General features: G+C 59.7%; 20 protein-coding genes. 10 read left to right on the plus strand and 10 right to left on the minus strand.

Annotated elements, in window-relative coordinates:
• The first annotated feature begins 145 nt into the window (after window positions 1-145).
• Together G5195_RS03200 and G5195_RS03205 are read left to right on the plus strand one after the other, a co-directional pair.
• The gene (locus G5195_RS03200) at window positions 146-3,058 is read left to right on the plus strand and encodes an HD domain-containing phosphohydrolase (RefSeq protein ID WP_421235831.1); all 2,913 of its coding nucleotides are present in this window, start codon (window positions 146-148) and stop codon (window positions 3,056-3,058) included.
• Window positions 3,059-3,333: 275 nt separating this feature from the next.
• Complete coding sequence (locus G5195_RS03205; RefSeq protein WP_421235856.1) at window positions 3,334-4,401, plus strand: diguanylate cyclase domain-containing protein; 1,068 nt, start codon at window positions 3,334-3,336, stop codon at window positions 4,399-4,401.
• 50 nt (window positions 4,402-4,451) lie between these two features.
• Here the strand turns inward: G5195_RS03205 and G5195_RS03210 are convergent, their stop codons facing one another.
• The 4 genes from G5195_RS03210 to G5195_RS03225 are packed head-to-tail and all read right to left on the minus strand — an operon-like array spanning window position 4,452 to window position 9,582.
• Window positions 4,452-5,588: a glycosyltransferase family 4 protein gene (locus tag G5195_RS03210; protein ID WP_421235832.1), complete on the minus strand. Its 1,137-nt coding sequence runs from the start codon at window positions 5,586-5,588 to the stop codon at window positions 4,452-4,454.
• Between the two features lie 12 nt (window positions 5,589-5,600).
• On the minus strand, window positions 5,601-6,872 hold the full coding sequence (locus G5195_RS03215; RefSeq protein WP_421235833.1) for a glycosyltransferase: 1,272 nt from the start codon (window positions 6,870-6,872) through the stop codon (window positions 5,601-5,603).
• Window positions 6,869-8,275 carry an O-antigen ligase family protein gene (locus G5195_RS03220; RefSeq protein ID WP_374811213.1) on the minus strand — a complete coding sequence of 469 codons (1,407 nt, stop codon included), beginning with the start codon at window positions 8,273-8,275 and terminating at the stop codon, window positions 6,869-6,871. The genes G5195_RS03215 and G5195_RS03220 overlap by 4 nt, the downstream gene beginning before the upstream one ends.
• The gene (locus tag G5195_RS03225; protein WP_042052315.1) at window positions 8,263-9,582 is read right to left on the minus strand and encodes a lipopolysaccharide biosynthesis protein; all 1,320 of its coding nucleotides are present in this window, start codon (window positions 9,580-9,582) and stop codon (window positions 8,263-8,265) included. Before G5195_RS03225 ends, G5195_RS03220 begins: the two co-directional genes overlap by 13 nt.
• Window positions 9,583-9,881: 299 nt before the next feature.
• Between G5195_RS03225 and G5195_RS03230 the strand changes: the two genes are divergently transcribed.
• The 4 genes from G5195_RS03230 to G5195_RS03245 are packed head-to-tail and all read left to right on the plus strand — an operon-like array spanning window position 9,882 to window position 14,858.
• The gene (locus tag G5195_RS03230; RefSeq protein WP_421235834.1) at window positions 9,882-10,637 is read left to right on the plus strand and encodes an acyltransferase; all 756 of its coding nucleotides are present in this window, start codon (window positions 9,882-9,884) and stop codon (window positions 10,635-10,637) included.
• A complete protein-coding gene (locus G5195_RS03235) occupies window positions 10,634-11,833 on the plus strand; it encodes a glycosyltransferase (protein ID WP_421235835.1) in 1,200 nt (399 codons plus the stop codon). Before G5195_RS03230 ends, G5195_RS03235 begins: the two co-directional genes overlap by 4 nt.
• Window positions 11,830-14,370 carry a hypothetical protein gene (locus G5195_RS03240; protein ID WP_421235836.1) on the plus strand — a complete coding sequence of 847 codons (2,541 nt, stop codon included), beginning with the start codon at window positions 11,830-11,832 and terminating at the stop codon, window positions 14,368-14,370. The genes G5195_RS03235 and G5195_RS03240 overlap by 4 nt, the downstream gene beginning before the upstream one ends.
• An 11-nt stretch (window positions 14,371-14,381) precedes the next feature.
• A complete protein-coding gene (locus tag G5195_RS03245; protein ID WP_421235837.1) occupies window positions 14,382-14,858 on the plus strand; it encodes a hypothetical protein in 477 nt (158 codons plus the stop codon).
• Here the strand turns inward: G5195_RS03245 and G5195_RS03250 are convergent.
• Both G5195_RS03250 and G5195_RS03255 read right to left on the minus strand, forming a co-directional pair.
• On the minus strand, window positions 14,836-15,282 hold the full coding sequence (locus tag G5195_RS03250) for a hypothetical protein (RefSeq protein WP_421235857.1): 447 nt from the start codon (window positions 15,280-15,282) through the stop codon (window positions 14,836-14,838). The two genes, G5195_RS03245 and G5195_RS03250, sit on opposite strands and share 23 nt — an antisense overlap.
• Before the next feature lie 90 nt (window positions 15,283-15,372).
• Entirely contained in the window at window positions 15,373-16,140 is a 768-nt protein-coding gene (locus G5195_RS03255) for a hypothetical protein (protein ID WP_421235838.1), read from the minus strand.
• A gap of 167 nt (window positions 16,141-16,307) precedes the next feature.
• Here G5195_RS03255 and G5195_RS03260 point away from each other — a divergent pair, with 167 nt between their 5' ends.
• Complete coding sequence (locus G5195_RS03260) at window positions 16,308-17,153, plus strand: DUF1194 domain-containing protein (protein WP_421235839.1); 846 nt, start codon at window positions 16,308-16,310, stop codon at window positions 17,151-17,153.
• A gap of 103 nt (window positions 17,154-17,256) precedes the next feature.
• On the opposite strand, the gene G5195_RS03265 is transcribed toward G5195_RS03260, so the two are convergent.
• The 3 genes from G5195_RS03265 to G5195_RS03275 form a co-directional block, all read right to left on the minus strand.
• A complete protein-coding gene (locus tag G5195_RS03265) occupies window positions 17,257-17,883 on the minus strand; it encodes a hypothetical protein (RefSeq protein WP_421235840.1) in 627 nt (208 codons plus the stop codon).
• Window positions 17,884-18,128: 245 nt separating this feature from the next.
• Entirely contained in the window at window positions 18,129-18,959 is an 831-nt protein-coding gene (locus G5195_RS03270) for a hypothetical protein (RefSeq protein ID WP_421235841.1), read from the minus strand.
• Window positions 18,960-19,337: 378 nt separating this feature from the next.
• A complete protein-coding gene (locus tag G5195_RS03275; RefSeq protein WP_368194806.1) occupies window positions 19,338-20,753 on the minus strand; it encodes a GumC family protein in 1,416 nt (471 codons plus the stop codon).
• 157 nt (window positions 20,754-20,910) lie between these two features.
• Between G5195_RS03275 and G5195_RS03280 the strand changes: the two genes are divergently transcribed.
• The 3 genes from G5195_RS03280 to G5195_RS03290 are packed head-to-tail and all read left to right on the plus strand — an operon-like array spanning window position 20,911 to window position 23,919.
• Window positions 20,911-22,062, plus strand: a complete 1,152-nt coding sequence (locus G5195_RS03280; RefSeq protein WP_216978653.1) for a glycosyltransferase — start codon at window positions 20,911-20,913, stop codon at window positions 22,060-22,062.
• 31 nt (window positions 22,063-22,093) lie between these two features.
• The gene (locus G5195_RS03285; protein ID WP_216978652.1) at window positions 22,094-23,287 is read left to right on the plus strand and encodes a glycosyltransferase family 2 protein; all 1,194 of its coding nucleotides are present in this window, start codon (window positions 22,094-22,096) and stop codon (window positions 23,285-23,287) included.
• Complete coding sequence (locus G5195_RS03290; RefSeq protein ID WP_421235842.1) at window positions 23,284-23,919, plus strand: sugar transferase; 636 nt, start codon at window positions 23,284-23,286, stop codon at window positions 23,917-23,919. Before G5195_RS03285 ends, G5195_RS03290 begins: the two co-directional genes overlap by 4 nt.
• Window positions 23,920-24,116: 197 nt before the next feature.
• On the opposite strand, the gene G5195_RS03295 is transcribed toward G5195_RS03290, so the two are convergent.
• On the minus strand, window positions 24,117-25,118 hold the full coding sequence (locus G5195_RS03295; RefSeq protein ID WP_421235843.1) for a glycosyltransferase family 4 protein: 1,002 nt from the start codon (window positions 25,116-25,118) through the stop codon (window positions 24,117-24,119).
• Window positions 25,119-25,192 lie beyond the last annotated feature (74 nt).

Genomic DNA, 25,192 nt, shown 5'->3' on the forward strand with positions numbered 1-25,192 from the left:
TTCCATTTATCGTCATCTGGTGGTTTACGCAACGGGGTCTCTTTAATGCAAGCAGCAAGGGCGAACACCATGAAGCTACCCATTATCCTGTTGGGTTATCTCATTTATACCCCACTCAACAAACCCATCCATTTAAGGAGATAACATGAGTCTCATTCGCCGCGTTATCCCCTTGTATGTTCATATTGCCCATCTGTTTCTGGGTTTATTGCTGGTGTTTGCCTTGATCACTCTTGGTCACCAATATCGGCAAACCAAAACCATGCTGATGAAAGAGGCTGAAGACAGATTCACCCTGATTGACCAAATCACCACTCAGGCTTTAGAAGGGCTGTTCAGCACCTCAGCTTTAAGCGTCAATCTGCTCGCCCAACAGCGCCTGACCGAAGCCAAGACCCTGTCAGAGCGAATGGCCAGCCTTCCCTACATGACAACCCTGCTCAAAGGACAACCTTCTGCCAACGCGGTGTATGCCGGTTACAACAACGGCGATCTATTCTGGCTCATGCGCTGGCCTGCCGACACCGAGGTACAACACCTAACGCCGCCCGCCAATACCCGCTGGATCGTGAAGAGCATCCGGCATCAAGAGGCAACCACTCTTACGGAGACCTTCGCGCTGGCCGACAATCTCACCATCATTGAACGGCAAGAGGAATCAGGACAATTTTTTGATCCAATAGAGCATCCATGGTTTATTCAGGCCAAGCAGAGTGGACAGTTGGTGCAATCTCCTCTCTATATCTCGCACGATACTCAGGAGATGTACCTGAGTTTTGCCGAACCAATGCAAAATGGGGCTGGCGTCATAGGGATGAGCCTGAACCTCCGAGCTATCGAGCGCCTGCTCAAATCCGCCAAGATAACCCCCAATATGCGTCTAGCCATCGTCAATGAGCAGGGCGAGCTAATGACAAGTCATAAAGGTGGGATGCTGATTCATGAACATGGCGCTTATCGACTTGCAAGAGTGACCGAAGCCGACCTGCCTATGATCCAACACTTGATGAATGCCAGTCAGAATCAGAAGGCAGATAGTCTTTCCTTTGAGTCAGAGGGCAATGATTGGCAAGGAATGCGTATCACTTTACCGGAAGCCGATGGGTCAAAATTAACCCTCTGGATTGCAGCACCTGTCGATGAGTTGCTGGCCACCGCCTTCACCATTCGCAATCAGACCTTCCTTCTGTCGGGCATCTTCCTGATCTTTGCCCTGTTCGCGGCCATCAAGCTGGCCAGAACCGCCGCCAGGCCCCTTGATGCCCTGACGCAAGAGACGGAGAAAATTGCCAGCTTCGACTTCAACGACCCGGTCAGGGTCAACACCTATATTGCCGAAATCATCGATCTCTCCCGAGCCATGGGCGACATGAAATCGACCATCCAGCGCTTTTTGCAGCTTTCCACCTCCCTCTCCAGCGAGACCAGTTTCCCCCGCTTGCTGGTGCGGCTGCTCACCGAAATGCAGCAACTGACCGGTGCAACAGGCTGCATGCTCTACCTCTCCGATAGCGGCAACAAGACGCTGGATCTGGCAGGGTTGTGCTGGAATGGCGAGGTGCAGGAGCAAACGCCGATCCACAGTATCGGAACGCTCAATCAGCCAAAACATCCACTGTTCCAGAGCTTGCAAGGAGTAGAACTGGAACCCGTTGCGTTGGTCACCAGCGAATTGCAGATCCTGTTTCCCTACATTGAGGAGAGCGACACGCCGCTGACCTTCTGGCCGATTGCCCTGAAAAACCGTGATGGCCAACTGCTCGGCACCCTGGTTTTTCTGATCGATGAACGGAAGAAGTCCCTGACCCCGCAGCGGATGGCATTTGTCAACGCGCTCTCTTCCACCGCCGCCGTGGCACTCACCACCCAGCGGCTGCTGGAGGAGCAGCGCAATCTGCTGGAGGCCTTTATCCAGCTCATCGCAGGGGCCATCGATGCCAAGAGCCCCTATACCGGTGGCCACTGTCAGCGAGTTCCCGAACTGACCAAGATGCTGGCAGAAGCGGCATGTGAGGCCAAGGAGGGCCCCTTCCAACACTTTTCGCTCGATGAAAAACAGTGGGAAGCAATACATATCGCGGCTTGGCTGCACGATTGCGGCAAAGTCACCACTCCGGAGTTTGTGGTCGACAAGGCCACCAAGCTGGAAACCCTGTGCGATCGCATTCACGAGGTCAGGATGCGCTTTGAAGTGCTGAAACGGGATGCCGAGATTGCCTACTGGCAGGCACGTCTCCATGGGGGTGATGAGGCCACGTTACAGGCCACGCTGCAACAGCAGTGGCAACAGCTGGATGAGGAGTTTGCCTTTATCGCCCGTTGCAACGAAGGGGGCGAATTTATGGCCACAGAGGATATTGCAAGGCTGCTGCAGATCGCGGGCCGCACCTGGCAGCGCACGCTCTCCGATCGGATTGGGATCTCTCAGGATGAACTGGCGCGCAAACAGCGGGCCGCGGAGTCACCGCTGCCGGTCACCGAACCCTTGTTGGCCGATCGCCCGGATCACCTCTTCACCCGCAGCAACCGCGACCGCCTTGCCCCTGACAACCCTTGGGGATTTCAGGTCAACACCCCTGAATACCTCTATAACCGCGGCGAGCTCTACAACCTCGCCATCCGCCGGGGCACCCTCACAGATGAGGAGCGCTACAAGATCAACGAGCACATGATCCAGACCATCATCATGCTCGAAAAACTCCCCTTCCCCGCCAACCTGAAACAGGTGCCGGAAATCGCAGGGGGACACCATGAGAAGATGGATGGCACTGGTTATCCCAAGCGGCTGAAACGGGACGAGATGAGCATCCCTGCCCGGATGATGGCCATCGCCGATATCTTCGAGGCGCTGACCGCCGGCGATCGCCCCTACAAGAAAGCCAAATCTCTCTCGGAGGCCATCCGCATCATGGGATTCATGCAACAGGATCACCATATCGACCCCGAGCTGTTTGCGCTCTTTCTCCGCTCTGGCGTCTTCCTGCGCTATGCCAAGCGTTACATGAGCCCGGAGCTCATTGACGAGGTGGATATCAGCCCCTATCTCGCCAGCCATTGATCGCCGCGAGGCACTCTGGGTTACCTGATGCCTGCAGTCTGGGGATCTGCATGCAGACCCGCCGTCTTGTCACCGGTGGTCACCCCGATGCGTAATAGAGATGGGGAGGATATGCACCGGACAGCCATGCTAATCCTCTCCATGGCACCTTGTTCTGACTGACCTTACGGACACTTGCCAATAACGGTGATCGAACAAAAAAACGAGAAAAATCAAGATAGATAGCCAATTAAAATGACATAATTGACTATAGTTCAATCGAACGTTTGAAAAACGTGACCACTTCACATGGGCCCAGCGCAATGACCACTGAACGGGAACAGTTGATCCGCTCACTGTTTGATGAGTACATCGAGATGTATTCATCACGGGATGATCGGCTCACCACGCGGTTTAGCGACAATTTCAGCGGTTTTGCCGGCAGCAGTGATGTTCTGGTTACCGATAGGGATGAGTGGATCCGGATAACCCGCCGCGATTTTGCCCAGATCCCGAACGAGATCCGCCTGGAAACACTCGATGTAACCCTGCAAGATCTGGCCGCTGATGTGGTAGCAGTCACCGCCTTCTTTCATATCCATCTACCGAAATCAGAACCTATCCTCTCCCGCAGAACCGCCAGACTGGTATTGATTTTTCGACACGAAGCCATGGCGTGGAAAATTGCGCACAGCAGTATCTCCATCCCTTACAGTGCGGCTCGGGAAAGCGAAATTTACCCGATGACCAGTCTGGAGGAGCGCCAACATGAGCTGGAGCTCATTATCGAGCTCAGAACCAAGGAGCTGGCGGAAGCGAACCGGAAACTGGAAGCGCTCAGCAATACCGACGGGCTAACCAATATCGGCAACCGTCGTCTGTTCGACAACTCATTGAACCAGGCCTGGAAGCGCTGCATTCAGACAGAGATGCCGATTGCGCTCATCATGCTCGACATCGATCATTTCAAGCAGTTCAACGACCTCTATGGCCACGTTGCCGGTGACGAGTGCCTTCGATTGCTGGCCCATACCCTGGCGCAATCCGGGCGCCGCTCGGAGGAGTTGGTGGCCCGCTACGGCGGAGAGGAATTTGTCATCCTGCTGCCACATGTCGAGCGTCAATCCGCCTATGAAATTGCCCAACATATCCAGCGGCTGATTTTTGCACTGGCGCAGCCACACGCACAAAATGCCAACGGTCTGGTGACAGTTAGCATGGGTGTTGCCTGCCTCAGACCATCGAGTCACTGGCAGCCATCTGAACTGGTCAAACTGGCTGATGCTGCGCTCTACACCGCCAAATCATCCGGCCGTAACTGCATCAGAGTGGCGGAGTCACCCAGCCTCCCGCAACCAGTCTGACCATAAGTCCCTCATACGCCACCATCCTTCCCGTGGGGAATCACTGCGCGCTAACCATGCACGGCAAGGCTCAACGCATCCCATCGCAACATGCCTTCCCACTGATCCAGTGTGCTTTGATAGGTATCTGCCGCGTTGTAATGGACCATGGCATGCAGGCGGGCATGATGGCCAAGTCGCTTGACCACGTCGGGCATGGTGTTGAGGCTGGCCAGCACCTGCGCCAGATCGCCGGGATCGTTTGGCTGATATTTGCGGCAATTCACGTCATCGGTGAGGTGTCGATCCCACCAGGCCCCATCGGCCGGGATCACTACGCATAATCCTGCCGCCATGGCCTCCAGAATGGAGAGGCCAAAGGGCTCCTGATGACTGGTGGAGACAAAAATGCCGCATTGAGCTCGGATCTCGTCAAGATTGGCGGGGTTGGCATACCAATAGGTGTCTGGCAGTTGTGGCTGGGGCTGGCTGCAGGGTTGCAGTGTGCCCTTGGGCTGCAGATAGCACACCATCAGCTCGGGGCGAGCGTCAGGGATCAGTTGATGGGCGGCCAGCATGGTCTCCAGTCCCTTCCAGCGCAGCAACGAGGCCGCCCACAAAATACGAGGCCCCCCCAGAGTCGCTTTGGGCCAATCAATCTCGCTCAAACCATTGGTAAATGGCTGCCAGTGTGACGGGAACTCGGTCTCGCCAAGCCGGGCCAGCAATGCCGCCAGGGAGCTGCGGGTTGATTCCAGATAAAACACAAAACTCGCCCGTTGCAATGCTCTGGCAGAGAGCCCCGAGCACCCCACAGGGCCATGGATCAGCTGAACCACCCGGCACCGCAACCAGCGGGCCGCCCAGTAACAACAGAGATCCACCCCAGGCCCTGACGCCGCCACCAGGCACTTCACCTCCCCCAGACGCAACACCAGCCAGAGGATCAGCAAGGTTTGCCACCCCTGTTTGAGCAGATAGCCGATGCCGGACTCCCGCCCCTTCAATATGTGGGGCAGCCAAAGGGAATGATGCTCACAGCGGGGCCAGGAGTCGGGATCCTGGGTCAACACATGGCATGTGAGCCCGGGCATCCGCTTGGCCAACTCATCGAGCAGCACTTCGGTCGCAACCTTGGAGCCACCGCGAAACGGGATGGGATCCACGACGATGATCTTTCCAAACACCGGCTCAGTTTGCATGCTCATCTTGCTGCTCCCTTACTCTGGCACCTTGCGGCGACCAAACCCCAGTTGCACTCTTTGCGCCACTTTTGCCATCCCACTCGCCAGCATATTGCGACCTCTGGCAAGGAGTCGTTGCCCCGCCCAGTGAATGAGCGGTCGGAAGGGTGTGGGGGCCGTGGCGTGCCAACGACCAGCCAGCGCGGCGTCCCACACCGCCGTGACCCCGTCAACGTAGCGCGCCACCGTGAACAACTGTGCGGCATGCAGCTGAGCTGCCCGCCCCATCGCACATCGGGGTTGAGGATTACTCAATTGCCGCCAGTGATCAGCCATCTCGGCCCAATCCCCCGGGGTTGCCAGCAAGCCGGTCACCCCCTCCTCCACTACTTCGGGGATACCGCCCACTCGGTAGGCACTGACCGGGAGCCCCAACATGCCCGCCTCCGCCAACGTCAGACCAAACACCTCCTCACGGGCTCCGGAGACCAGCAGATCCACCCCGCCCCGCAAGATAGCGGCACTGTCTGGTCGCTCGCCGAGAAAGTGGACCTGCTCGGCCACCCCGAGCTCGACAGCCAACGCCATCAATGCTTCCCGCTCCGGACCGCTGCCAATAATCAGCAACTGAGCCTCCTCCCCCGATGCCATCAGGGCAGCCAGCGAGCGGATCAGCAGATCAATCCCCTTGCGTTTGATCAATGAGCCGACGGTGGCGATGATCATATCCCCCGGGGGTAAGCCCAACATGCCGACGACCGGCCAGTGAGCACCGCCATTCAGGCGAGCGGCATCCACCCCGTTGGGTACCCGGATCAACCGCTCGGCCGCGCAGCCATCCTGGCGCCAACCGGTCAACACCGGCTCGCTCACCCCGATCAGCACGCTTGCCTGATGAACCCGCAGGCTGAATCTGTCTCTGGGCTGATAACGGGCATGGAGGTGGCACACCAGCGGTACCTGCAACACTCGACAGACACCCACCAGCCACTGACAAGGGGCCGCGCTGTTTGCATGTACCAGCCCAATCTGCCGCTCGGTGATGAGCTCTCTGGCTCGCCCGGAGAGGCGCCGATGGGCTGCAAGATCAAAACGGGGCGCCTGCCATCCCAGCAGCAGGCTGAACGGCTCGACCATGGTTTCTACCCCGAGGGTGGCCGCCTCTGCCGCCAGCGTCGGGCTATTGCACCAGAGCAGGGGCGTAAACCGGCTGCGATCGAGGTGGGCCAGCAGATCCAGCAGGCAGCGTTCGCTGCCGCGGATCCAGTCCTCTCCGTAGTGAACCAGCAAAACAGGGGTTGCGTTCATCCTCTTGCTCCCTTTGGTGGCACTGCCGGCAACCGGGTTGCCTCCTGATGATCCGCAGCGGTGGCCTTCACCTCTGTGGCCGCCTGCTGCACGTACTTGATGGCGGCGACGGCCAGCGCCAGCTCCAGATAGATGGGCCAGGTAAAGCCCTGGGTCAGGAAGGATCCCGAAATCACAAACCCCACCATGCTGGCCATCACCCCCTGCATAGCCGTGATCACTGCAGGAGGCATGCCAGCAAGCTGGCAACGCCAGCAACTGCGCAGGGTCACCGTCACCATGCCGATAAACAGCGCCAGCCCGACAAAACCGGTTTCAGCCAGCACCCCGAACCAGGTGGAGTGCACCGCATGATTGAGCCCGTCCCAATGGGGGCTGTAGAAGAAGTAGTTGTAATAGAAATTGGACAAGCCCACCCCCACCAGCGGATGGCCCAGCGCCATGCCCCAGGCCGCTTGCCAGGCGTAGATCCGCCCCATGGCCGAGGCATCGACCCCGCTCTCGGCGGCGCCGCCAGATGCCCGATCGCTGATCCCGGCGGCGGCAAACAGCACCACCAGCGCGACCATCCCCATCGAGATCAACAGGGTTTTCGACTTCACCCGCTGCCAGGCAAACAGGCCGCTGACCGCACACACGCCAAGCAAGCCACCGCGGCTCTGGGTGGCGATAATGGCGGCCGCAGTCAGCGCAAAGCCGAGCCCCCCCAGTAAACGCCCCCCCACCCCATTGCCCTGATTGAGCAGCAAGCTCAGCGAAAAGCCGGCAGGAAAGAGCAGCACCAGCGCCAGATCGTTGGGATCCCCCAGCACAGAGCCCAGCTCGCGCCCTATGGTTACCCGGGTCCCCTCCACCAGCCCAATTCCGCTCGCCTTGTTGTAGAGGGCCACCAGCGCCACCAGACAGCCCGCCACCACGAAGGTGCGCACCGCCAGCGCAAAATCCCCCGGAGTGCGCACCAGCCAGGCGGTGGCCAGGGTCATCAGATAGATCTTGCTGTAGCTGCCGGTCCAGGTGGCGATCGCCTCGCCCCGGTTGCTGGCAAACAGCACACCGATGGAGACCATCACAAAGAAGGCCGTCAGCCAGCTCAGGGCTGGACTCCAGTAGGGCTTGATCCGGCCGGTCAGCAAAATGTGCCAGACCAGCGCGCCGATGGCGGCCAGCGAGAAGAGCAGCGGGATCTTGAGGGGATAGAGCTGGGGGAACACTTCATGCAGCCGAAAGAAGGAGAAAGTAACAAACCCCAGCACCATCAAGAAGGGCCAGCGCAGGGCAAACCAGATGGCGGGAATGGCAAGGCCGAGCACCGGTAGCAGCAAGGGATGGGGCAGCCGCCACCAGAGCAGGGCCAGCACCAGACAGATGGCGCTTGCCCAGATGGCTGGCGTTAGACGAGCCATGATCCTGCCCACCATTGGCCGAGCCAGACCATCGCCAGCGCCCCAAGCGAACTGGCCCAGAGGGTCGAGAGGCGATACGGCAGCGGCAGCAACCGCTGGCTCACCAGATAAAAGGCCAGCGCCCGCACCAGATAGACCAGCAGCAGGGTCCAGATCACCCCGGCAACCCCGAAGGGGGGGATGGCGAGCAGAAAGCCTGCGACCCCAAGGGCGCTGCAGCCCAGATTGATCACCATCTGGGCATTGCTCTTCTCGCCGCTAAAGCAGCCGACATTGAGCAAGTCCGAGACATTACGTACCGCCATGCCCAGCACCAGCAGCGGAATATAGGCGATCGCCCCGTGATAGCTCTCCGGGGTCAGCCAGCGAATAAGCAAGGGAGCAGTGAGCCCAACAATCCCCGCGGTGACAAACCCCAGTACCGACCCCATCACGCTGTAGTGGGCATTGAGCCGCAGTCCATCCGGCTCACGCAGCAGCATGAAACGGCGGGGATACCACCAGAGGGCAAAGGGTTGCAGCAACAACCCCACCGCCAGCGCCAGCTTGCCCGCAACGGCGTAGTAGGCAAGCAGCGCCTCCCCCACCACATCGGCCAGCAACCAGCGATCCAGTCCGCTCAGGGCAAAGCCTGCCAGCCCGCTCACCACCAGGGGCAATCCATAGCGCAGCAGCGGCCGATAGTGTTGCCAGTCAAAGCGGATCCCGCTATCTCGCCACTGCCAGAGACTCAGCAGCAGCGCCAGTGCAACGCAGGTCAGGGTGCCGGAGGCCAGCACCCCGCTCACGCCCCAACCGAGCCAGAGCCACCAGCCGGTCAGCACCGACTGGATCACCGCCTTGCCTGCGGTCGCCACGAAAAAGAGCCGGGCCTGATTGCGCATCCGCAGCCATGCCAGCGGCACGCCGATCACCCCTTCAAACGGCAGGGCGCAGAGCACCCAGCGCACATCCGCAAGGCGGGTTTCAACCGGCAGCCAGGCTTGCACCACAGGCGCCAGCAGCCAGAGCAGCACCAGACTGGCCAGGGCGATCATCCAGACCAGACCAAACATGCGGGCCACCACCTGCTGGCGCTCCTGCTCATCTTTCGCCAATCCGGCAAAGCGGTAGAGGGCATCCACCAGCCCGAAGCCCAAAATAAGGGAACCCAGATTGATGAGGGTCAGCAGCACCTCCAGCTGGCCGTATTCGCGAGGCAGCAGCTGATGGGTCAACACCGGCAGCATCAGCAGGGAGATCCCCTTCATCAGGAGCAAGCCACCGGCGTAATAGAGCATGGCAATCTGGTTCACACCAAGTTTCATAGGGCCTCCCAGCCTCCCGAAGCATCCCGCTTCGGGTCAGCTACCGCTAATGCAAAGCCCACGCCACTCACTCCCGCCCAGAAGCGATAGCCCCTCTGCGCGGCTTAACCGGTCTGAACAAGCCCAGAATGAGACTGGCATTTGCGTTTTGCACAACGCGGGCTGCAAATTGCACCGACCGGCGCAATCTGCCCCTCCTCTTAGCCCCATTTAGCTCGTTCTAACAGGGGTCGTCCTGTTGGCCCGATCCCTGCTTTCTGCTTAGCGAGCAACGGACTGCACCAGAGGGAGAGGTCGCCATGAACACCATCAACCTGCACCGGATGAAAAGCTGGGCCAAACAGGGGGAAACGCCACTGGCCCGCCGGGTATGGAGCCTGGCCAAAAGTGCCCGCCACTGGTCATTCCCCGTGATCCCTCCCCTGCATCGGCTGCTTTATCGGCTCTATCTGCTGATCAGCAACGCGCTGGCGACCCTGACCCGCACCCTCTGGTGGACCCCCTTGTTTCAATCTCGCCTCACGGCCCCCGCCCCGCGCCTCTACCTCTATGGCGGCATCCCCTATATCAGCGGTCCGGTCACCATCGAGATCGGCGCCGACTGCCGTCTCAGCGCCGCCATGACCATAAGCGGCCGGGCATCGAGCCAGACACCAAGGCTGGTCATTGGCCGCAATGTCGGGATTGGCTGGCAGACCACCCTGGCGGTGGGAAGCAAGATAGTGCTGGGGGATAACGTCAGGATTGCAGGGCGTGCCTTTCTGGCGGGCTACCCGGGGCACCCGGTAAATGCCCGCGATCGCGCCCGGGGCCTGCCGGATCGCGATGAACAGGTGGGGGCCATTATGCTGGAGCAGGATGTCTGGCTTGGCACAGGGGTGATGGTGATGGCCGGCGTCACCATAGGCGCTGGCACCATTGTCGCCGCTGGCAGTGTCGTCACCCGGGATCTGCCCGCCGGCGTGCTGGCAGCGGGTGTACCGGCCACCGTACTGCGCCCCTTGCAGCCACAAGATCACCGCGACCCCGCACACGCTTCGGAGACCTTTGCATGAAACCACACACACTGCCGCAACTGGTGGTGCTGGGCGAGGATTGGGGCCAGCACCCCTCCAGCACCCAACACTTGATCAAACGTCTGTTGCCCGATTATCAAGTGCTCTGGGTCAACTCCATCGGCATGCGTTGCCCCCGCTTTACCCTTCATGATCTCACCCGTATCGTCCGCAAACTGGGGGCCGTGCTGCGCGGTGCGCGCCATGCTGGCGGCCAGTCGGTTGCGCCATCAGAGGTCAGCAGCCCCCGGGTTCTGCCGCCGCTCGCCTTGCCGCTGCCGGGCAGTCGGCTGGCGGGCAAGATCAATGGCCACTGGCTGGCGGCGCAGATCCGGCGCCAGTTGCCCGAGCTGGATCGCCCCTTGCTCTGGATCTCCCTGCCCAGCGCCGTCGATCTGATTGGCAAGCTCGAAGAGCGGGCGGTGATCTACTACTGCGGCGATGACTTCTCGGCGCTGGCGGGGGTGGATCATCAGGCCATCGCCCACTGCGAGGCCCGACTGGTGGAAAAAGCGGATCTCATTCTGGCCGCCAGCCCCGCGTTGGCCAGCCGCTTCCCCCCCCATAAAACCCGGCTCCTCAGCCACGGCGTGGATCTCGAACTGTTTATGCCCCCCAGAGAGCGGCCAGCGGATCTCCCCTCCGGCCGCCCCATTGCCGGATTTTACGGCAGCCTGAGCGACTGGATTGATATCCCCCTGCTGGCAGAGACGGCCGCCGCCCTGCCCCATTGGGATCTGGTGCTGATTGGCCCGGTCCAGACCGATATCTCCCCCCTCAAGGGGCTCCCCAATATCCATCTGCTGGGGCCCCGTCCCCATCACACGCTGGCGGCCTATGCCCAGCACTGGCAGGTGAGTCTGCTGCCCTTTGTCGACAACGCCCAGATCCGTGCCTGCAATCCATTGAAATTGCGCGAGTATCTGGCCGCAGGGCGACCCATCGTCAGCACCGATTTTCCGGCCCTCGATGGCTATCGGGATCAGATCCAGCTCCCCCACGATGGGGAGAGCCTGGCCCAGGCCATCAATCGGGCCGCCTTTGATCAATCCAATCCGGGCTGGTTTCAGGAGAGTGGCTGGGAGGGGCTCACCCGCAGCGAAGGGCGCCACACGCGCCAACAGCAGGTGGCCCTGCAAAGCTGGGATCACAAGGCTGCCGAGCTGAACAACTGGTTGAAGGGGCTGGCCGGATGAGCAGAGGGCTCTGGCTGGTTACCCTGCTCTGCGCCAATGCAGCAATGGCCACTACCCGGCTGGAGGGGCAGACCCCGCTGCCCCTGACAGGCAACCAGACACCCCAGCGGCTCGATCTGAGCACCCACAACTGGCCAATAGGCAGCGATGATGAACTGGTGATCGAGGGCCATAACCCCAGCGCCCACCCGCAAACCCTGATCCTGCGTATCGACGACGAGGCCTCGGTCAACTACCGCAGCCGGGTCAATCTGGAGCGGATTGTCGCACCCGGCCCCTTCACCCAGCGCTTTGCCTTGAGCGAGTGGCGCACCAGCCAACCCAGAGCGCTGGCGTTGGACAAACTCACCAAGCTCTATCTCTTTATGGCCGATAACGCCCCCTCCATGACCATTCACCGCTGGTACTGGGTGCCCGGTCTGACCCTGCCTAAGGGCACCATTGCGCTGGATCTGGGGGCCTCCACCGCCCCCCGCTTTACCGGCTTTGAGCCCCTGAGCCCGGGGGATCCCCGGCTGATTGGCCATCCCACCCCCATCTTGCGCCCCTCCGGCGATGCCCTGGTTCGCGATGGACTGCGCAATCTGGATGGCGTACGGCTGGAGGTCGCCAAGGGTCGCTACCAGCTCACCCTCTGGCTGGATGACCCAGGTGAATGGGAGTACCTGCCCCATCCCTTCGAGCGCAGCGTGCTGGTCAATGGCGAGCCCATCTGGGCCGAACAGTGGCAACCACAGGAGTGGCTCACGCAGCGCTATCTGGCGGGACAATCCCGCGAGGCACTGCCAAATCCGGATCCCTGGCAGCTGTTCGGGGCGCGTCAAGGCGGCCCGGTCCATGTCACCCTGAACCACCCCGGCGGCTCGCTCACTATTACACTGGTGGGCCACTCACCGGATGCCAAATACCTGGCAGGGCTGCTGCTTGCCCCCTCTCCGGCCCCCACCAGCAAAGAGGCTCTCCCGAATAGTGGAAAAGATCTCTCCGTATTGGCTGACGCTACCGCACTCGTGCTGACCAAGCAGCGCCAGCTGTTTTTGGAAAAGTGGACTCTGGCCCCCTATTCCCCCACCCCAGCCCCAGCTGCGCAGCAACTGAGCCTCACGCCGATTACGGATGCCGCCCCAACCCTGCAGATCGCCCCGGCATCTGCGGTCGATGCGTTGAAGCAGGCTGCTCAACCGGTGCTGGCCGCCCGTGGCAGCCAGCTGCTGCTGGAATTTGCCATCCACGCCGCCACCGACGATCCGGCCCCCTTGCTGGTGATCCAGCCCCCCGAGCAGGCAGGATCGCCGCTGGCGCTGACCCCCTATTACGGCAAGTGGCATCTGGTTCGCCCGCAGGCGAGCGGCACCCTGCTGGCGCCCTCGGATCAGGAGCTGGTCGAGGGGATCGCCGGGCTCACTCTGCTGGCAGACGTACCTCGGCGTCTGGTGTTGCAGATCACCATCCCCCGCGATGCGCCGGCGGGGCGCTATCTGGGCAATATTCAGCTGCTTAGCCAACAGCAACTGGTGCAGTTGCCACTGACTATCGAGGTGCTGCCGCTGACTCTGCCCGCGGCCAGCAAGCCGGTCGGCATCTATGTCGAAGCGCCCCCTTATCTGAATTGGCTGAGCCCCAATCCCGAGGCGTTAAAAGAGCAGATCGCCGAGGCCAGTCGCTGCGATCTGCAGCGGCTCGCCAAGCTCGGGATCAGCGGCCTCTCGCCTGCCCTGCCACAGGATGAAGCGGGGATGCGGGAGATCATGGGAGAAGCGGCCGGGCTCGGCTTTGTGCCGCCCCTGCTGGCCTATACCCCGCTCAAACGCTGGGGGGGCGACCCTGCCAGCCAGCTCGAACAGTGGCAGGCGCGGCAACAGGGGCTGACCGCCAGCGGCTTGCCCCCGCTGGCATGGAGCCTGTTTGATGAGCCGGATCTCGCCACCCTGCCCGCCATCACCACCCTGGCGCGGGAGATGAAACGGCGGGATCCGGCGGTGATCCGCGCGGGCCACTTCAATCATCCGGGTCAGGTTGGTCTGTTGGCAGAGGTGGAGATTGCCCTGATCAACGCAGGCTTTGGCGCCGACAAAACCGATGTGGCGCGAGTGCGCCAGCACAAGGTCACCCCCTGGTTTTACAATCTGGGCACCCCGAGAGCCGCCGGGTTCTATCTGTGGCAAAGCGGCGCCGAAGGCTATTTGCAGTGGCATGGCCGCATGCCCACCGCCCTGCCCTATGACCCCACCGACGGGCGGGAGAGCGACTTTATGCTGCTCGGCCCGCAAGCCTGCGAGGCGCACCGCCTCTCTCACGATCTGCTGCTGTTGCAGCAAGCCATCGAAGATCTGCGCTGGCTCGCCTGGCTGGAGCAGGAGGCCCGCTATCAGGTGGAGGCCGCCCTGCTGCTGGAGCGCCTGCGCGATCAGCTGCCGACCCGCTGGCAGGTGGCAGAGCAACTGCCCTCTGCCGCCTGGATCCAGTGGCGCCGCGAGATTGAACAACTGGCCAAGGGATTGAAAACATTGCAAACTGGTGCCAACTCATCCTCCTGAAGTGACTGCGTATGGCCAACCAGACTCCCCGCTCCACAGCCAAAGACAGCGCCCTACGCCGCCTGTTGCCCCTTATGTTGCCGCTGCTGATCCTCACCGGTTGCGCCCGTCAGGAGCCGGTCAATGAGACCCTGCCAATCCTCAACCAGTTGCGGGAACAGCAAATGGCCGAACAGCCCCAGCTGCAACTGCAGTACCAGCAAGCGGAGACACAACTGCCAGCGGATCAGGAGCAGCTGCTGCATCAGTTTTTAGGACGCAAGGATCCGGCCCGAATTGCGCTGGTAAGCGGCCCCGGGCTGCAAACCGACATGCTGGAGAGTGCGCGGATGGCGAGCGTGCGACTGACAGCCCTCACCCGCTTGCTGGGAGCTCGCGCCATTGAACTGGAGCCCCGCTATGACCCCATGCTGGCCCCCAATACCTTGCTGATCCGCATTCTGCCAAACGGTGAATCGGGGTCGGTCACCCCAGCGGCGGCGCAATAATGTCAACGCAAGAAGTCGGCAAGGCCACCCGATAGAGGGGATAAGGTGCCAGCCCCCACAATTTGCGCCAACCCTGGGTCAGACGGTACGAGATCAGCGGCGGACTCTGGTGCAGCTCGCCTAAAAACATCACCCCCTGACTCATCCCTTCACCCGCCAGCGTCACTGACATCGCCTCGCTATCCGGCGCCACCAGCATGGCCTGCAGCAGACCATCACAGCGGGGATGGGCCAGCTGATAGCTGACATAGGTGCCGCCCAATACCGGCGTAGCCACCCGCAAGCGCCAGCCCATCTGGACCAGCTCCCGCAGCATCGGCTTGGCTCCCTCGTTAACTGCCCGGTTCTGATAACGCCAGCCCATGGCGGCAGCACTGAGCAGCGCCACCAGCAACAGCAACAGATATCCCCTAGATAGACGCATCATGGCGCCCCCTTAGAAACAGGATGGTCATCACCAGCAGCATCATATTGACCACCCGGCTCTGATAACGCCACCAACCGTAGATATCCCCTAGATAGACGTATCACGGCGCCCCCGGATAAAGAGAATGGTCATCACCAGCAGCATGATGGCCCACTGGTAGAGCTGGGCCAGCGAGCCGGTATGCAGCCAGCCATACCAGCGCAGATCCAGGCTCATCAGCACCAGCCGCAGCTGATTGGCCCCGATATAGAGCAGGCAAACCAGCAGCAACATGGGCCACTGCCGGTAGAGGGGCCGATCCGGCGCCAGCCAGCAGCAGGAGACCAGCCAGGAGAGCACCACCAGATAGAGTTGAGAAAACGAGGAGCACCCCTTGAGCACAATCAGGGCATGGCCCCCCAACCGCTCGATGCGATTGCCATCAAGGCGAGTCTCCCAGCCCAGCAGCTGCAACCACTGGCCTACCCCCCAGGCATCGAGGGCCAGCACAGGGCCAGAGAGCAGGGCAAACACCTGCTGCCCCCACAACACCGCCACGGTAAAGGCGAGCACAATCTGCAACACCGCCCGCTCATCGCCACTCTGATGACGGCGCCATAGCGAGGCCACCAACTGCAGACAGGCCAGCGCCTTGCAACTGGCGCTGGGGATCAGGATCAGCAGGATAAAGAGGGCGAGCGCCAGTGGATGCGGGCGCCAGCTCGGTGCAACCCGCAATGCAATTTGCCACCAGATAGCAATCAGCAACACCACCAGCAGGTTGAAGTGACCCATATTGAGCCACACCATGCCCCACTGATTGGCCAAACCAAGTAGCAGCCAGTTGGGTGCCCACTGCCAGGGACGGATCTCCATCGCAACTCCTGCCGGTTATCAGCGCTTTTGACCGCTGACGCAAGTTCTCGCAAGTTCCATGCCTGCCCAACCTCACCCGGATCAAGCCAAGTCAGAGGATTCGCCAAAGCTGGCACGCTTTATTCATTCCCCCTGCTGGCACTAGCGCCAGGGAGAAGGAGTGAGCAATGAAACTCAAACCGTTGGCAGGGCTGCTGGGGATGTTGTTGGTAACCTCCCCCGCATACGCCTTGACCGAAGTCGATACCGAACTGCAACTGCTGATGGATGTGTCGGGCAGCGTCAGTTCATCGGAATTCAATCTGCAATTACAGGGGTATGTGGACGCCTTTTACAGTCAGGATGTACAAAGCGCCATCCTCGACACCAGTGGCGGCAAACTCGGGTCCATCGCCGTACAGATGATCATGTGGAGCAGCAGCAACCAGCAGAGCGTGATGACCGACTGGTTCCACCTCTACGACATGACCTCCATCAACAACTTCGCCGCCACCCTGGATGCCCTGGTTCGCCCCTATGCGGGGATGACGGCCCCCGGTTCGGCCATGGCCTTTGGTGCCCAGCAGTTTGATACCAACAACTTCACCGCCGCCCGCCAGGTGATGGATGTGTCGGGTGACGGGATCCAGAACGCAGGGCTGGATACCGCCACCGTGCGGGATCAACTGCTCGCCTCCGGCATCGATACCATCAACGGCATCACCATAGGTCAGGACTATGCCGATGGGGTGCTGCAAGAGTGGTATGTGGAGAACGTGGCGGGCGGTCAGGATGCATTTGTCATCAATGCCACCACCTTTGCCGACTTTGGCAATGCGCTGGAGCTCAAACTGGCTGCCGAAATTGAGGGGGGCATTATTCCGGAAGGTGCACTGGCCGCCCCCATAGAGGAGATCCCGCTGGCCGCCCAGCTGCTGCTCGGTATGCCGCTACTGCTGGCCTGGCGCTATCAGCGCCGTAACCAAGGACGCCTGCTGCAAGCCAACTGGCAACAGACCCCCGCCATCGGCTGATTTATCACCCCGTGTGTCGCGATTAGGGAGCTATAGCTCCCTGATTTTTTTGTGGCGGTGATGACCTGAATACAGCGCGAAAAGGCTAGTCGCCCTGACGAAATTAGCCCGATTGACCAATATGCCAAGTCTGACCATATGGATGCTGCGCCGCTTGTTCTTCTGAGGGCAACAACGATAACGCCTCCTGAGTGGATGCAATAAGTTCACTCTTGCCAAGAGCCCGGCGTAGAGAGAGCGCCTCTGAGAGCACGGCGCGAGCGTTATCATAGGCGCCGGTCTGTACGAGAGCCTTGCCAAGATGATGCAATGCGAAATGCAGCATAAGGGAGTTTGGTTGCAACCGTTCAACTACTTGGGAGGCCAAGCTGACAGCTTCGTCCAAACGGTCGAGCCGCTGCAAAACCTGCACCAGGCGTAGTTCTGAGCTAACGCGAGCAACATCGTCCTCTGAAACCATCTGCGCGGAGATCACCTCTCGGAGAATGGCTTCTGCCTGAGCGGCTCGTCCCACACATAGCAACATAAAGGCGGCAGCGCTCCGAGCTTTTGAAGCATCTTGTGATAATGCAGCATAGGGATGCAGGGCGAGGGACTGATTGGCAACTGCCAGCATAGCTATTGGGTCTACCGCTTCGGGGAGCAGATAGGGAGCGCACAAGCGGTATTCCGTACCGGTGCCTGCGATGCAAAACGTGTAACCATCAGTGAGCGCCATGGGTTGATTCATCGATCCTCACGTTTAAAATAAGCTGCCTTGCAGCATTCGATATTTTCCGGAAGCAAGGGCTGTAGGTTCGATTAGCGAAGCGTAATCGGACGTTCGCGGTCTTTTTACAATATTTCTATTAAACTCATCAAAACCCTCCCAGGTTGCCACTTCGCCCCTCCCCAAAAACACTTACTCTCGAACTGGCTCCGGTCGTGACGTTATTGCCATATTGACATGTAATTTCACCACTCTTAAACAGTTTGTTATGTGAATTTAAACCCATATGCTTTGATCGAAATATTCTTAATTTTACTTTCACCGATACATCTTTTTAAATTTGAGTACACTTTTAGTGCTTCACTGTAAAATTGCTCATATTCAGGATCATCAGAAGCACAATCGACAGCCTTTGCAAAACATTTGGTGGCAGAGAACAGCTTGGAAATACAGATAATCATCAACATATGCTTCAAAGCGAGGCTTTCGTTACGAGTGTCCGGTAATGGGATAACTGCAAACTCTCCTTTATGATTCAAGGCAGACCTTGTCTCATCTGCTACCTGTTGTAACGTAGGGTGCTTCATTTTGCACAATAGCTTGTAGTTGTGATAACACATTTTCCAAGCCGTATTAAATTCATCATTATTTGGAAATTCATCCGGAACGCTCCCGTATAAATCTTTGTATGCTGCCATTTTGCAAAGTTTTTGAGCCCCCCAAGGAACATCACCATTCTTGTTAAGTAGAACTTCATCAGCCAAGTCTTGACACTCAACAAGGCAATTAACAACAAGTGCATTTTCATAAAGCGAAGCAGCGACACATGCAGCTTGGTAAGGATAACCCCAATTAATCAATAACCACGCACCTCTAAAATCACTCATGGTACGCTTCAAAAATGCAGCAGAAAGTTTGATGGATTTTGAACCTGAGTTTTTACCTTTGAGAAATGGAGCTTTAATAGCTAAGTTCATACAATCTTCAGCTAAAGAATCCCAAGGCTTTAAGTCTTCAAAACTTCGGTCGATTGCACTGACTTCGAGGCGAGCCAGATAGTTCCAATAGTGATCTTGCCAGTTGTCTTCAGAAATCATATTTCAATCTCTTACGTAGGATTCCAATAATTCACATAACAGTAATTAGATGGAAAGCGCTATTAATGTGTTAGTAACGCCTTCCATCTAACTCCGCTCTACCACTCGTCATCACAACCAATAGATAATATTAAAATCACTGTATTACCAACCAGCGACTAATTTATGAGTCCATTATCAATAGATTTGAGTCGGCTCCACTTGTACCACTGGGTAAAACCACCGTCAAGAAACGCAAACAGAAAATGAAGTCTATCTCCTCTTTTATGGGGCTTGCCGCGATGTTTACTCCGCTATTTGCATGATATAAAAAAGGCCTCATTAAGAGGCCTAATCAGAAATATTCAGATTCCGGCTGATAGCCAGCTTTTGTGGCAATCAACCCGGTTCTGGTGACAAGGGCAGCACCTGCCCATCGAGCGCCTGATCACTGTGGGATGGATAGTCCGGCACCGGCTCGCAGTAGGGAATGCGGCTTAGCACCGGCGCCTTGACCAGGGCGGCCAGTTGATCGGAGCGGCGCAGGCTGGCATCCGCCAATTCGGCCACCAGTGCCAGACCGCAGCCGAGCCCCAGCCCGCCAACAATGCCTGCCAACAGAAACAGCCAGAGCGGGTAGTTGCTCGGCTTGCTGGGGGCAAAGGGTTTGTCGATCACCTTGATCCGCTCTCCCTGCTCGAAGTTGCCCAGATCGCCGGTCACCTTGGCCTTTTCATAGCGCAGCAGCAAATCCTGATAGAGGGTGCGCTTGACCGCCAGATCCCGTTCCAGCTCGGCGAGCTGGCGCTCGGTATCGCCCTGGGAGTCGACCACCTTGTCCAGCCCATCGAGCTGGTTCTTCAGGCCGGCGGCGTTTTGCTCCGCCTCCGTCAGCTGCGTCTGGGCCAGTTGCCACTCGGGCCCGCGGGCCATATCCGGTTGGGATTTGAGCTGCTCGAACTCCTGCTGCAACTGATCAATCTGATAGCGCAGACTCTGCACCTTGCTATGCTCGTCGCTGTAGCGGGCTCGCAGCAACACCAGCTCGGTGCGCATCAGTTGCAGCTTCTCATCCAGTTGGCGGGCCAGCTGGCTCTCCTGCCCCAGCGATAGCTGATCTACCCGGGCCTTGGCCTGCTGCAAGGTGATCAGGCTCTCGGCATAGCGCTCCTGCAAACCATAAAGACGGGCGACGTTGGTACTCTGCTGCTGGGGTAAGGCGCTGGCATGCTCCCGTTTGAAGTCGGCGAGCAGCTGCTCGGCCTCTTGCAGTTCGCTGCGGCGGCTGTCGAGCTGGCTTTGCAAGAAACGTTCGGACGATTCCGCCGACTGGCGCCCCTTGCTGAGCAGGTTGAAGAAAAAGCGCCGTGAAATGGCTTCGAGCAAACCGGCGCTGTTGGCCGCCGAATCCGCTTTTACCTTTATCTCGATCACCTCATCGCCGATCAGCCGCAGCGAGACGGCACTCGAGAGCCAGTCCATGATGGCATCGCGCTGAGCTGGGGGGGTCTCGTCATTGACCAGGCCACGATCCCGCGCTACCCCGTCCAGCACATAACGGCTGCGCAGCAGGGCTTCGAGCACCGCAAAGCGATCTTTCAGGCTCTCCTGAGTGATCAGATCCTTGAGGGTCGGGGTCTGGTTGGCATCTTGCGGCACCATAAAGGTGGTGCGGCTCTCATACTCCTTGGGGGTGAGCAGGCCGACCGTCACGCCCACCAGCGGCATCACCAGCACCGGGATCACCAGCAGATAACGACGGCGCCAGGCGGCAAAGAGAATGATGTAGAGGTTGTAATAGAACTGGACAGGCATGGCATCACTCCCTGAGAAAAGCCCTCCCCCCGCACGATGCAAAGGCAGTGCCACCAGAGGAGATGATCGCCTCTGTGGGCAGATCGCAAGAGTGGTACAAGATTCGCATTCTCCCGCTATCCGGGGTGTCACCCCTTCCCTTGCCGGAGCGCGAACCATGTTGTCATCAACCCCGTCGCACAGAGCCCATCCCCACAGGGGCGCCAGCGCCCAGCCTATCGTTCAGCCTGTCATGCAACCTGTCGTACAAATCGTGCAGCACCTGCACCCCGGCGGGCTGGAGACCATGGTGCTCAACCTCACTCAGGCAAGCCCTGCCGATCAACCGGTGCATATCATCTCCCTCGAAGGGCGCAAAGGGGATGTGCTAAGGGCGTGGCCCGCCCTGCATCCCTTTGCTGGCAATATTCACTGTCTGGAAAAGCCCGCGGGCTGGTCGCTGGCAACCCTCTGGCGGCTCACTCGGCTGCTGCGCCAACTCAAGCCCGCCGCGGTACATACCCACCATCTGGGGCCCATGCTCTATGGCGGTCTGGCCAGTCGGCTGGCCTGGGTGCCCACCCTGGTACACACAGAGCACGATGCCTGGTATCTCGATGATCCCCATCAGCGCACGCTGGCCCTGTGGGGGCTGCGCGCCTTCAAACCCATTCTGGTGGCCGATGCCACGCCGGTGGCCAACCAGCTGCTGGCCAAGCTGGGCCAGCTGTCGCCAACCGTGATCCCCAACGGCATCGATGAGCAGCGCTTTGCCCCGGGCGCCGCCGCCCTCGCCCGTCAGGAGATGGGATTGCCGCAAGGGGTCAAACTGATTGGCTGCGCCGCCCGCCTTGAGTCGGTCAAGGGTCACACCTTGCTACTGGAGGCGATCCGCGCCCTGCCGCAGGAGGTGCATCTTGCGTTGGCAGGGGTCGGCAGTTTGCAAAATGCGTTGCAACAACAGTGTCAGCAGCTGGGGATCGCCCATCGGGTCCATTTTCTGGGGCTGGTCGAAAACATGCCGCGCTTCTATCAGGGGCTGGATCTCTTCTGCCTCCCCTCACTGGCGGAGGGGATGCCGCTTTGCGTGCTGGAAGCACAGGCGTGCGGGGTGCCGGTGGTGATGAGCGACGTGGGGGCGGCAAGAGAGATCGTCTGTCAGGCCAGCGGCCATATCCTGTCGGAGCGGGATCCCGGCCGCCTTGCCCAGCTTCTGGCACAAGGGTTGCTGCAGTGCCATAGCCTGCGTGCCGTCACCCGTGAGTTTGTGTGCCAGCAAAGCAGCTTGAGCCGGATGGCTCAGGCCTATCAGCAGCTTTACAGCCGCTGATCAAGCGACCCGATGACCAGAGGAGCATCCCATGGAATGGATCATGATCGTGTTCTGGCTGTGTGCTGTACTGGTGGTCTACCACCATGTCGGCTATCCCCTGCTGCTCAAATTCGGTGGTCGGCAGGCACGCAAGGTAGCCAATCCGCCCCGCCCTCTGGATCGGGGATTCAAAGCAGAGGCCGCCGATGAGGCGCTGCCGACCATCACTTTGCTGATGCCGGTCTACAACGAGGCGGCGACCATCGCGGCCAAGCTGCAAAACCTCGCCAGCCTCGATTACCCCGCCGACAAGCTGTGGGTGCATGTGCATTTCGACGGCTGCAGCGACAACAGTTACCCCATAGCGCTAAGTCAGCTCGGTGATCCCGCCCTGCAGCAGTTGCAGATCAGGCTGTTTGATCACCCCCGCAATCGCGGCAAGGTCGCCGTGCTCAACGAGGCCATGACCCGGGTGCACAGCGATCTGGTGGCCCTCACCGATGTCTCGGCCCTGCTGCCCATCGACAGCCTGCTGCTGGCGGTCGCCCATTTTGCCGATCCCAAGGTAGGGGTGGTCGGGGAAGCATACCGCTTCTGGCAACCGGGCTCTCAGGGCGAGGAGAGTTACTGGCACTATCAAAGCCAGATCAAACTCTGCGAGTCGGCCCTTGGCGGCATGCTGGGGGCTCACGGGGCCTTTTACATGATGCGCCGGGAGTGCCTCACCCCGCTGGCTGCCGATACCATCAACGACGATTTCATCTTGCCGATGCAGGCCATCGCCAAGGGGTATCGCGCTGTCTATGACAATCGCTGCGCCGCACTGGAGCTGGAAATTTCGGATGCCGCGCTGGAGGCGACACGGCGCAAGCGGATCGGGGCCGGCAACACCCAGCAGCTGCTGCGGTTGCTGCCCCTGCTGCACCCCAAGTTCGGCTGGGTTGCCTTCAACTTTGCCAGTGGCAAGGGGCTGCGGGTGTTGATGCCGCTCTGCCTGACCCTGCTGTGGCTCTGCGCCATCCCGCTGGCCACCCAATCCCTGCTGTTTCAGTTGCTGCTGGGGCTGCAACTGCTGGGGTATCTGCTGGTCATCCTGATCCAGCTGACCCCTGTGCACCCCTGGCCCAATCTGTTTCGCAAGATCCACTATCTGGTACTCGGACACTGGTACAACGGCATGGGCACCCTGCGCTACTGCCTGCGCGCCCCCATACGTTTCATGTCACAGGAGAAAGCCGTATGACACACCCCATTCCAAGATTGACCCTGGTGGTCAAACGCAGCATGGATCTGCTCGGCGCCGCTCTTGGCCTGCTGCTGACGCTGCCACTGTGGCCGCTGATCATGCTGGCCATCCGGCTCGATAGCCCGGGGCCTGTGTTCTTTCGTCAGCTGCGGATCGGGCGCAGCCACGCCACCCATACCGAGCTCTTTTTCATGATCAAGTTTCGCACCATGCGCGCCGACGCCGAGGCGGCTACCGGGCCGGTCTGGTGTGGCAAGGGGGACAGCCGGATCACCCGCAGCGGCGACTTTCTGCGCAAAACCCGGCTCGATGAGCTGCCGCAGTTTATCAATGTGCTCAAAGGGGAGATGTCGCTGATCGGCCCCCGCCCGGAGCGACCCGGGATCGCCAACCGGCTGGAAGATGCGGTGCCGTACTTTATCGAACGCACCTATGAAGTGGCCCCCGGCATTACCGGTCTGGCGCAGGTCAATCAGGGTTACGACGAGTCGCTCGATGATGTGCGCAGCAAGTTGGCGTTCGACCTGGCCTACTCGGTCGCCCTGCTCCACCCCTGGCGCTGGCTGGTGCAGGATGTGCATATCATCGGCAAGACGATCGCCATCATGGTTGGCAAGAAGGGGCGCTAATCCCGCCGCACCAACCTCAATCACATCTCAACGCCCATCAGGCCATTGTCACTGCAATGGCCTTTTTTATGGCGCATCTTTGTGGCACATCAATTGTGATCACAGAAGCAATCCGCCCCCTGCTCCCCCTAACACCGGCACATAAAAAAACGAGTAGCCAGCGGCCACTCGTTTTTGGCGGGTTTCCCCTTGGGGATTCAGGCGCCGTAGACAGCCAGAATATCGGTCACTCTGTTGCTCACGCTGTACCCGCGGGCTATGGTGTTGCGGGCCGCCTGACTCATTTTGCTGCGCACCACCCCATCGCTGCGCAGCCAGTAATTGACCAGCTCCGCCATATCCCGCACATGGCCGGGCTCCACCAGCCAGCCATTGGATTTATGGTCGATCAGATTGACCAGGCCCCCCACCGCAAAGGTACAAACCGGTATACCGTGAGCCATCGCCTCCAGGGCCACCAGCGGCAACCCTTCAAAGCGGGAGGTGATGCAGAGCAGGTCGATGTTGTGCCACTCATTGGCCATGTTCTGGAAACCATGAAGCTGGACGCGATCACCATACTGCTGCAACAAGGCACTTTTCATGGGGCCATCCCCGTAGAGATGAAACGCCCCATCCGGGCAGAAGGCGGCCAGCTGGCAGAACGCCTCCGGCCCCTTTTCCGGCGAGAGGCGGCCGACAAAGGCAATCCGGTTGCCAGTTACCGCTGCCGACGTCGCAGGCATGGGGACAAAGTTGCTGATCACCGTGCTTGGCACAGGCAATTTGCGAGCGATGGGCTCGCTTACTGCAATACACTTCGCAAAACGCGCTGTGGTGCGATCCAGCCAGCTGTAAAACTTCAGCAATCCCTCCCCGTCATCCCCGCTGTGAAAAGTCGAGACCACCGATTTACCGGTGAACCAGGCTGTCAGCCGCCCCAGCACCCCGGCCTTGTAGCCGTGGGTATGGATCAGCACAGAGGCTGGCTGGCGGGCCAGACGGCGCATAAAATCGCGGCTGTTTTGGCACACCTCGTAGGGCAAGCCCTGTTGTTTGAGCAGGGTCGTAAAGGGGGTCATACCGTGGTTGCTCACCAGCACTATGGTGGGGCGAAATCCCCTGGCCAGCAGATCGTTGGCCAAGTGGATAATGTGAACTTCTATTCCACCGACCTGACGCGCATCGATGGCCAGCCAGATCTGCTGCATGGGTAACATAGGCACCTCCTCCCGTGGCTCCATGCCACCTGAAATGAGGCGCTGCATAGAGCGGGCCAGTCAGGCAAAGAGGG

The sequence above is a fragment of the Aeromonas sp. 601039 genome (assembly GCF_049174415.1).
In the GTDB taxonomy this organism is placed as follows: domain Bacteria; phylum Pseudomonadota; class Gammaproteobacteria; order Enterobacterales; family Aeromonadaceae; genus Aeromonas; species Aeromonas veronii_A.

Bases quoted from the DNA above. Each gene is read 5' to 3' on its own strand.
- G5195_RS03200 (WP_421235831.1), top strand. From the start codon at position 146: ATGAGTCTCATTCGCCGCGTTATCCCCTTGTATGTTCATATTGCCCAT.
- G5195_RS03210 (WP_421235832.1), bottom strand. From the start codon at position 5,588: ATGAGCATGCAAACTGAGCCGGTGTTTGGAAAGATCATCGTCGTGGAT.
- G5195_RS03215 (WP_421235833.1), bottom strand. From the start codon at position 6,872: ATGAACGCAACCCCTGTTTTGCTGGTTCACTACGGAGAGGACTGGATC.
- G5195_RS03220 (WP_374811213.1), bottom strand. From the start codon at position 8,275: ATGGCTCGTCTAACGCCAGCCATCTGGGCAAGCGCCATCTGTCTGGTG.
- G5195_RS03225 (WP_042052315.1), bottom strand. From the start codon at position 9,582: ATGAAACTTGGTGTGAACCAGATTGCCATGCTCTATTACGCCGGTGGC.
- G5195_RS03230 (WP_421235834.1), top strand. From the start codon at position 9,882: ATGAACACCATCAACCTGCACCGGATGAAAAGCTGGGCCAAACAGGGG.
- G5195_RS03235 (WP_421235835.1), top strand. From the start codon at position 10,634: ATGAAACCACACACACTGCCGCAACTGGTGGTGCTGGGCGAGGATTGG.
- G5195_RS03240 (WP_421235836.1), top strand. From the start codon at position 11,830: ATGAGCAGAGGGCTCTGGCTGGTTACCCTGCTCTGCGCCAATGCAGCA.
- G5195_RS03245 (WP_421235837.1), top strand. From the start codon at position 14,382: ATGGCCAACCAGACTCCCCGCTCCACAGCCAAAGACAGCGCCCTACGC.
- G5195_RS03250 (WP_421235857.1), bottom strand. From the start codon at position 15,282: ATGCGTCTATCTAGGGGATATCTGTTGCTGTTGCTGGTGGCGCTGCTC.
- G5195_RS03255 (WP_421235838.1), bottom strand. From the start codon at position 16,140: ATGGAGATCCGTCCCTGGCAGTGGGCACCCAACTGGCTGCTACTTGGT.
- G5195_RS03260 (WP_421235839.1), top strand. From the start codon at position 16,308: ATGAAACTCAAACCGTTGGCAGGGCTGCTGGGGATGTTGTTGGTAACC.
- G5195_RS03265 (WP_421235840.1), bottom strand. From the start codon at position 17,883: ATGAATCAACCCATGGCGCTCACTGATGGTTACACGTTTTGCATCGCA.
- G5195_RS03270 (WP_421235841.1), bottom strand. From the start codon at position 18,959: ATGATTTCTGAAGACAACTGGCAAGATCACTATTGGAACTATCTGGCT.
- G5195_RS03275 (WP_368194806.1), bottom strand. From the start codon at position 20,753: ATGCCTGTCCAGTTCTATTACAACCTCTACATCATTCTCTTTGCCGCC.
- G5195_RS03280 (WP_216978653.1), top strand. From the start codon at position 20,911: ATGTTGTCATCAACCCCGTCGCACAGAGCCCATCCCCACAGGGGCGCC.
- G5195_RS03285 (WP_216978652.1), top strand. From the start codon at position 22,094: ATGGAATGGATCATGATCGTGTTCTGGCTGTGTGCTGTACTGGTGGTC.
- G5195_RS03290 (WP_421235842.1), top strand. From the start codon at position 23,284: ATGACACACCCCATTCCAAGATTGACCCTGGTGGTCAAACGCAGCATG.
- G5195_RS03295 (WP_421235843.1), bottom strand. From the start codon at position 25,118: ATGTTACCCATGCAGCAGATCTGGCTGGCCATCGATGCGCGTCAGGTC.